The organism is Paucilactobacillus vaccinostercus DSM 20634, assembly GCF_001436295.1.
Lineage (GTDB): Bacteria > Bacillota > Bacilli > Lactobacillales > Lactobacillaceae > Paucilactobacillus > Paucilactobacillus vaccinostercus.
Genome location: NZ_AYYY01000002.1, coordinates 40,340 through 47,141 on the forward strand (window position 1 = coordinate 40,340; position 6,802 = coordinate 47,141).

General features: G+C 37.3%; 5 protein-coding genes. 1 reads left to right on the forward strand and 4 read right to left on the reverse strand.

Translation table 11 applies throughout. The features are described from left to right. Nucleotides 1–22 precede the first annotated feature (22 nt). The 3 genes from FC26_RS00515 to FC26_RS00525 are packed head-to-tail and all read right to left on the reverse strand — an operon-like array spanning nt 23 to nt 4,742. Complete coding sequence (locus FC26_RS00515; RefSeq protein ID WP_057777107.1) at nt 23–1,081, reverse strand: family 43 glycosylhydrolase; 1,059 nt, start codon at nt 1,079–1,081, stop codon at nt 23–25. Then, nucleotides 1,074–3,494: a glycoside hydrolase family 3 N-terminal domain-containing protein gene (locus tag FC26_RS00520; protein WP_057777108.1), complete on the reverse strand. Its 2,421-nt coding sequence runs from the start codon at nt 3,492–3,494 to the stop codon at nt 1,074–1,076. Before FC26_RS00520 ends, FC26_RS00515 begins: the two co-directional genes overlap by 8 nt. 9 nt (nt 3,495–3,503) lie before the next feature. Then, entirely contained in the window at nt 3,504–4,742 is a 1,239-nt protein-coding gene (locus FC26_RS00525) for an MFS transporter (protein ID WP_057777109.1), read from the reverse strand. A gap of 201 nt (nt 4,743–4,943) precedes the next feature. Between FC26_RS00525 and FC26_RS00530 the strand changes: the two genes are divergently transcribed. Continuing rightward, nucleotides 4,944–5,927 (forward strand): AraC family transcriptional regulator, encoded by a 984-nt coding sequence (locus tag FC26_RS00530; protein WP_057777110.1) that lies wholly within the window; start codon nt 4,944–4,946, stop codon nt 5,925–5,927. A gap of 272 nt (nt 5,928–6,199) precedes the next feature. Here FC26_RS00530 and FC26_RS00535 read toward each other — a convergent pair whose 3' ends face one another. Next, nucleotides 6,200–6,592 (reverse strand): type II toxin-antitoxin system HicB family antitoxin, encoded by a 393-nt coding sequence (locus FC26_RS00535; protein WP_057777111.1) that lies wholly within the window; start codon nt 6,590–6,592, stop codon nt 6,200–6,202. Between the last annotated feature and the right edge of the window lie 210 nt (nt 6,593–6,802).

Below are 6,802 nucleotides of genomic sequence, written 5' to 3' on the forward strand. Positions count from 1 at the left end.
TCTCAATCCTCTCACCTAGTATTTACTCGTAATCATCTGGAGACCAATCATCGTGCCAATCAATGAATGCCATATCTCCTTGTTCTGAAGAGTGTTCAAAGCGAATCGGTAGCCAAACATAGTTTGCAATTGACGTATTCCGATGAGCTTCGTCTTGTAGATCTTTTCCAGGTATGCCTTCATACCCTTCAGAAAATTGAAGTCGAAATTCTTCTGCATATTTCTCGTACGGAATATTCATGTCATTTGGTAACCATCGATCGGCACATGCAATATACAAATCTTTCTTTCCTTGAACTTTGAACACCGACGAAACCTGAGAATGAAACGAAGTGTTCGATGTATCTGATTCATGCGGATTCCCAAGTACTGTGTAAGGCCCATGCCAAGTGTCAGCTATCGCAATTTCCGAAGGATTGGGTAAATATCCCGTCGTACCTGAAGTTAACAAGTAATGTTTACCTTTCCGTACAAAATGTGCCGTCGCTTCCCGCACATAAGGCGGCTGAGCATGTGGAAAATGAGTCGTGTAGTACCCTGTAACATTTAAATAATCATCAGTAAGGTCCGCACATATTGTTTCACAGTGAACCCTTTCAAAGTAATAGTATGCCTTACCATCGGGAGCAACTGCCAAATCAAAATCACCGGCCGACATTCCTAATGGTCGAATTCCTTCATTCACAATTGTGAATGGTCCCAAAATTGAATCGGAAATCAGATTCGTAAGTGTTTGAGTTCCATCGGTATGCATTATTTTGATCCAGCAAACAAATTTCTTCGTCTTTTCGTTGTAAATAATATGTGGTCGATCCTGCATTGATTTTGGATTTAGGGAAGAATTCAAATTTTTCTCATCAGGTTTGATTATCAAACCTTCATTCTTCCAATTACATAGATCTTTTGAAGAATAACAACGAATTCCCCAGGTCCAAATATCTGAGTCGCCGGTTGTAAATTCCTTATTTTCACCATACCAATAGTAAGTGTCACCCACGTACATAACTGAACCACCATGTGCTTGTATTCTGTTTCCGTCGCTATCTAACCAGATCTTACCAGGAGTTATTGAGTTACGCATCGTTTTCATCTCCTAACACAATACTATCGGCATAAAGTGCCCGATCCTTTCCCTGAATTAATTTTGTATTGCTTATCTTAAACTTATCATTTAAAACAACTTCATCCGCGTTTTTATTGATCGAAACAATGATGTCACCAGTCTCTACACACCAATTCATATCTTCATCTAGGAACGCCAGTTGACTGGCTTTTAGGATAAATTTAACTGTTTTTGATTGGCCCACACGTAAAAACACCCTCGTGAATCCAGCCAATTCCGTAACTGGGCGAGTCATTGATGCATATTTATCAGTTACATACAATTGGACAACTTCAGTTCCATCCAATTGACCCACGTTACTAACATCTACACTAATGTTTACACATTCATCTGATGTAATCTCTGATTTATCAATTACTAAATTTTGATATTTAAATTCTGTGTAGGACAAACCATGTCCAAAATAATATCTAGGACGGTGAGAAATATCAACATAATCTGAAAAACCCACGCTCTCACCTTGATGATACGAAGAACCATTCAAATGATTGTAATGTACTGGAATTTGTCCGGCATTTCGTGCGACTGAAACTGGCAACTTTCCACTTGGATTTGTTCGACCAAACAAAATATTTTCCAATGCCTGTGAACCCATTTCGGCGGGGCTCCATGCTTCCAAAATTGCATTCAATTTACTGTCTGCAGCGTCACTTGAAATTGGTCGACCGTCAAAATGAACACCCACAAGAGGAATATTTAACTTAGAAATTGCTTCAATAAATCGATCCTGACATTCGGGTAAATTGATATTTGTACTATCAATGCCCTCACCTGTTGTTGCTACTGATCCCGTACCATATTTACCTCCAAGAGTCATAATTACAACATCGGCACCTCTAGCTTTATCAATTGCAGAATCAAAGCCGCTATAATCATTTCCTGCTATGTCATATCCATGTTCGTATTTAATTTCAATTTCAGGAAAATCTTTTTGTAATTGTTCCAATAAATTAGGAACACTGGGGTTTAACTTTTTAAACACTGTTTCGAATTTTTCATTGTCTCTTTCGACCTTGCTCCCAGGGATAGTATTTACCTTGATACTTCCATCGTTCTTAGTTTCAAGTCCCGCCATGGTTGCAATTGCAGCAAGATTGCCTTCCAGCATACTGAAATGCGTATAACCATTAAAATAATATCTTGCAGACTCAGCGTGTGGACCTACGACCAATATCTTCTTTGTTTTTGAAGAATCAATTGGCAACACTCCATCATTTTTTAGCAAAATCATAGATTCTTCGCTAGAATCCAATGCTACTTTCTTGTCATTCGGGACACTAAAGTTTTCTTTCAACTCATCACCGCTCAATGAATACGGCTTTTCAAACAGTCCCATTTCAAATTTCGCCTTCAAGACTCTAAATACTGCTCGATTCAAAATTTCAATATCAGCCTTATTTTCTTTAAACCATTTTCCCAACTCATCGTTAAAACACTGCTTGAAATGCAATTCCATATCCAAGCCTGCCGTCATAGCTTTAAGTCCTGCTTCAGTGTATGTGTTACCGATTTTTTGAACACTATGAGCGTTGCTGATGGCAACGTAGTCTGAAATAGTTAAACCATCAAATCCCATAGAATTACGTAACAAACTCGTAAGCATTGGTCTAGACACAGATGTAGGTAATCCATCTACCGACGCGTAACAAGGCATAATACCTCGTATATTTCCCAACGAAATAGCTGCTTGAAACGGTTTGGCATAAACTTCCTGTACAACTCGTTGAGATTGTTCATTTTCTGCACCATGAATTCCACCAAGCGTACTTTGCGACGCTGCGAAATGCTTTGCCACTGCTTGCGTTGTTCTACCAAAACTACATTCCTGCAACCCCTTAACCATCGCGGTACCCATGGCAGATACTAGAGTAGGATCTTCTCCATAAGATTCACCTTGTCGACCCATTCTTGAATCTCGTGTTACATCAAGAACTGGTGCCAAAGTATTCGTGATTCCTAGCGCACGCTCTTGGCGTCCTACAATTTCTCCGATGTTGTGCTCCAAAATTGGATTCCAGGATGAACCTCTCCCAATCCCTGAAGAAAAACTTGTTGCACCAGATATATAAGCACCAGATAGTCCCTCCATATGAAAAATTGCAGGTATATGAAAACGACTATTTTTCAGAACAATTTTTTGTGCCGAGATCTGCATTTTAACGTCATCTTCAATATTGTAGTTGTTGCGCATTTCAAGAGCACTGATCTGTCCAACACCAAACGGAAAATCTTTTTTTAGTCCATCAAAATTATCATTCTTAGTCATAAAATAGCAGTTAACTTGTGCCATTTTCTCTGCGACTGTCATCCTATTTAATAAATCGGTGGCCCTTTCTTTTGCGCTTAATTCTTTGTTCAAATATCTTTTCATATTAACCCCCTACTTATCGCGTTTGATCAACAGGATAAGTCCTGCACCGACGAGGCAGATTACCATGACAGTTGGGAAAATCATCTTGTAACCCATTGATGCAATAATTGCTCCTGCCAATAACGGTCCAACAATCTGTCCAAGCGTATTAGCAAGATTCAAAATTCCTAAGTCTTTTGCAGCTGTTTGTTCATCTGGTAAAACTGCAACAGTCAGAGCTTGATCGACTGCATTATATGCGCCATTGAAAATCCCGTTAATGAACGTAAACACCATCATGGTCCATGGGTGAGCATCAAAGAACGGGAAGAAGGCACCAAATCCTACCATCATCATACAAATTGCAACTGGTAATTTATAACGTCCAATTTTATCTGCAAATGGTCCGGCAATAACACCACAAATGACACCAGTAATCAGCATAATCGTTGAAATTAATGAAATTGTTGAAGCTGTTTTCCCGGTTCCGAGATGCATATAATCTGTCAGGATATACAATTGAAATCCCGTAATCATGTTAAGTGCTGAAGTGAACATTAAACGTCCCGATAACGCCAAATAAAAATCATGTGCACCCTTAATGGGAAGAGCAAATGTTTTAAAGATGCTTGATGCCTTATTCAACTTTTCGCGAGGCTCATCCACATTTCCCGGTTCTTTGATGAGAAGCAAAGCGATAACTTCAAATAAAATTGCAACACCAGCAAAAACATAAATTCCAAAATTAATATGAATGATAAAATGCGCAGCAATCAATCCAGCACCGCTATTACCAAGCGTGGCAGCAATACCAACAAATGATGAGGCAGTCCCACGATGCTCTGGTGCAACCCTGTCAGGAATAAACGCAGCGAGTGAAGCAACACAACTATTTAACGCAATCTGATAAAGAGCATAAAGTACCAACATCATTTGAATTGATGTCGAAATTGAAATTAGGTAAAAGAAAATAATTGTGAAAACAGTCCCACCGATAATCCATGGTGTTCGCTTGCCAATTTTGGTTCTTGTTCGATCTGATAATGCACCAACAATAATGTTAGAAATTGCAGCAACCACCATCGCCGTGGCAGAAAAAGTTGCTACCCAAGCAACTTTATGCGAAGGATCAATTTGCCCTATTTTTGCTGGTAATAATGTAATTGCTAAACCACAGTATGGAATCAGCCAACCCAAGCAACCGATGAGCAATCCAAATCCTAAATGAATGGGAAATCTTTTCTTGGGAGCTTCTGCAACTTTGTCCATAATAACTATCCCCTTAATTATTTGTCGTAAAACGACTAACAAAAACTATTTTTTTAATACAACTCTGATAATGGTACTTAATTTTCAACATGTTGAAATGTATTATTAATACAAATCAAATATAGCGCTTACAATTTTGTGATACAATGTCATAAAGTTGATGTTTAACTATCAAAATATACTATTTGATTGGAATCAATAATGGAAAATTCAAAAATTAAACTTCTTAATAATTCAATAAACAAAATATTAAAATCAGAATTAGTCACTGACATGCGTGAGTACTATGCCCAACTACCAACCACTATCATAGAAGATCAAACTGTATACATCTTCGATGGACTAATTCCTAAAGAACTAAACTTTAAAATTGCAAAACACGACCGGTTTCTCCCAGTTCCAACGCACATTCATACATTTATCGAACTCAATTATATTTATTCGGGAACGTGCAATCAGATTATTGATGGCAAAAAGGTTCAATTGCATCAGGGTGATTTAATCATTATTGATACTGAAGTACCACATTCCATTGCGAAAACTGATGTTAATGACATTATTATTAATATATTAATTAGAAAAGAATATTTCTCATCAATGTTTTTTGAAAACCTTTCGAATAATGGAATTATTTTTGATTTTTTGTTGAACGCTATTTCATATACCACCACTCATAATCAATACATTGTATTTCACACCAATAAAAATAACCACTTGAAAGAAGATATTCGACAAATACTCTGGGAAACTTATTTTCCAACAGTTTGTTCATACCCTTTTATCGAAAATTATTTAAATTTATTGTTTATAGATTTGCTACGAGTATTTGAGTATGACGCACATAACAATTCCAGTATCAAAAACCATGCTTTTGAACAACGAATTGATGTGCTTCGGTACATCGAGGATAATTTTGATACTTGTACCCTGAAAAGTGTTTCAAGCCATTTTAACTACAGTCCCAACTACCTCAGTACCTTTATTCGAAAAAGTACCGGTAAAACATACAGTCGATTAATTCGTGAATATAAAATGGCTAAAGTATGTTTTTATTTAGCTAATACCAATACTCCCGTTGATGAAATTGCCGAAAAGTGTGGCTTCTCAAATCTCACATTTTTTTATAAAAAATTCAACGAGATATATGAAAAATCACCGAAAGAGTACCGTGCAACTAACCGATAATACAATTCTGTTTTATGTGTTATTTATCCCCTTTCAATCCGTTCTTTGAACTGATAATCGAGCGACGGCTTATTCGCAGTTGTTGGAAATGCTTTTAATTTGGCACCAATCATTGGTTACGAAAAAGCACAATTGTAGATATCCAATAACCTATCATTTATTAGATATTTACTGATCAAAGGATACACAGTGACTTACTTGGCTACTGTGTATTAGCACAAAAGCACGCTGATTTAAATCAGCGTGCTTTTTTATAATCTAAAGCGTTAAGATTACAATTCCAACTTTGCTTCCAACGCCTCCGTCAAAGTGGCCGAAAAATTGATTCCCTGTTCCTTGGCTCGTTGCGCTAAGTCTGAGGGAACCGTCACATTTTTGCGAACTGTTGGTCGTTTAACCTGCGATTTAATAACGTTTAAATCGACCATCACTAAGACGATCAACTGATGTTTATCTTGTTGAATCTTTTCAATCGGTGTTATTTTAGGTAAAGTACGCTTGTTGTACAGGGCCAGTCCCAACGCCTCTTGACCGTGTTGTACTGCTTCTGTAACCGAGCTACCAAATGATAATGCTTCTGGGACATCTACAAATTCAATATCAAAAGTACCATTTTCATCTGGTGTAATTAACGCCGGATAGGTCACTAAATTTGGTTTTTTCATTACAATTTTCCTTTCACCACAATACTAATCAATATTAGTTTACTTTCGCGATTCTTTTCAATAATTCTATATCGCACACATAAAAAATAAAGGTAATTGATTCCGGATGGTGAAGTCAATTACCTTTATTTTCTGTGTTATTTTTTGTATTTATGCCTTGTGGGCGTGGCCCTTCGACTTCGCATTGTTTTGACCGTAGTAGGCGTTAGC

Bases quoted from the DNA above. Each gene is read 5' to 3' on its own strand.
- FC26_RS00535 (WP_057777111.1), bottom strand. From the start codon at position 6,592: ATGAAAAAACCAAATTTAGTGACCTATCCGGCGTTAATTACACCAGAT.
- FC26_RS00515 (WP_057777107.1), bottom strand. From the start codon at position 1,081: ATGCGTAACTCAATAACTCCTGGTAAGATCTGGTTAGATAGCGACGGA.
- FC26_RS00520 (WP_057777108.1), bottom strand. From the start codon at position 3,494: ATGAAAAGATATTTGAACAAAGAATTAAGCGCAAAAGAAAGGGCCACC.
- FC26_RS00530 (WP_057777110.1), top strand. From the start codon at position 4,944: ATGGAAAATTCAAAAATTAAACTTCTTAATAATTCAATAAACAAAATA.
- FC26_RS00525 (WP_057777109.1), bottom strand. From the start codon at position 4,742: ATGGACAAAGTTGCAGAAGCTCCCAAGAAAAGATTTCCCATTCATTTA.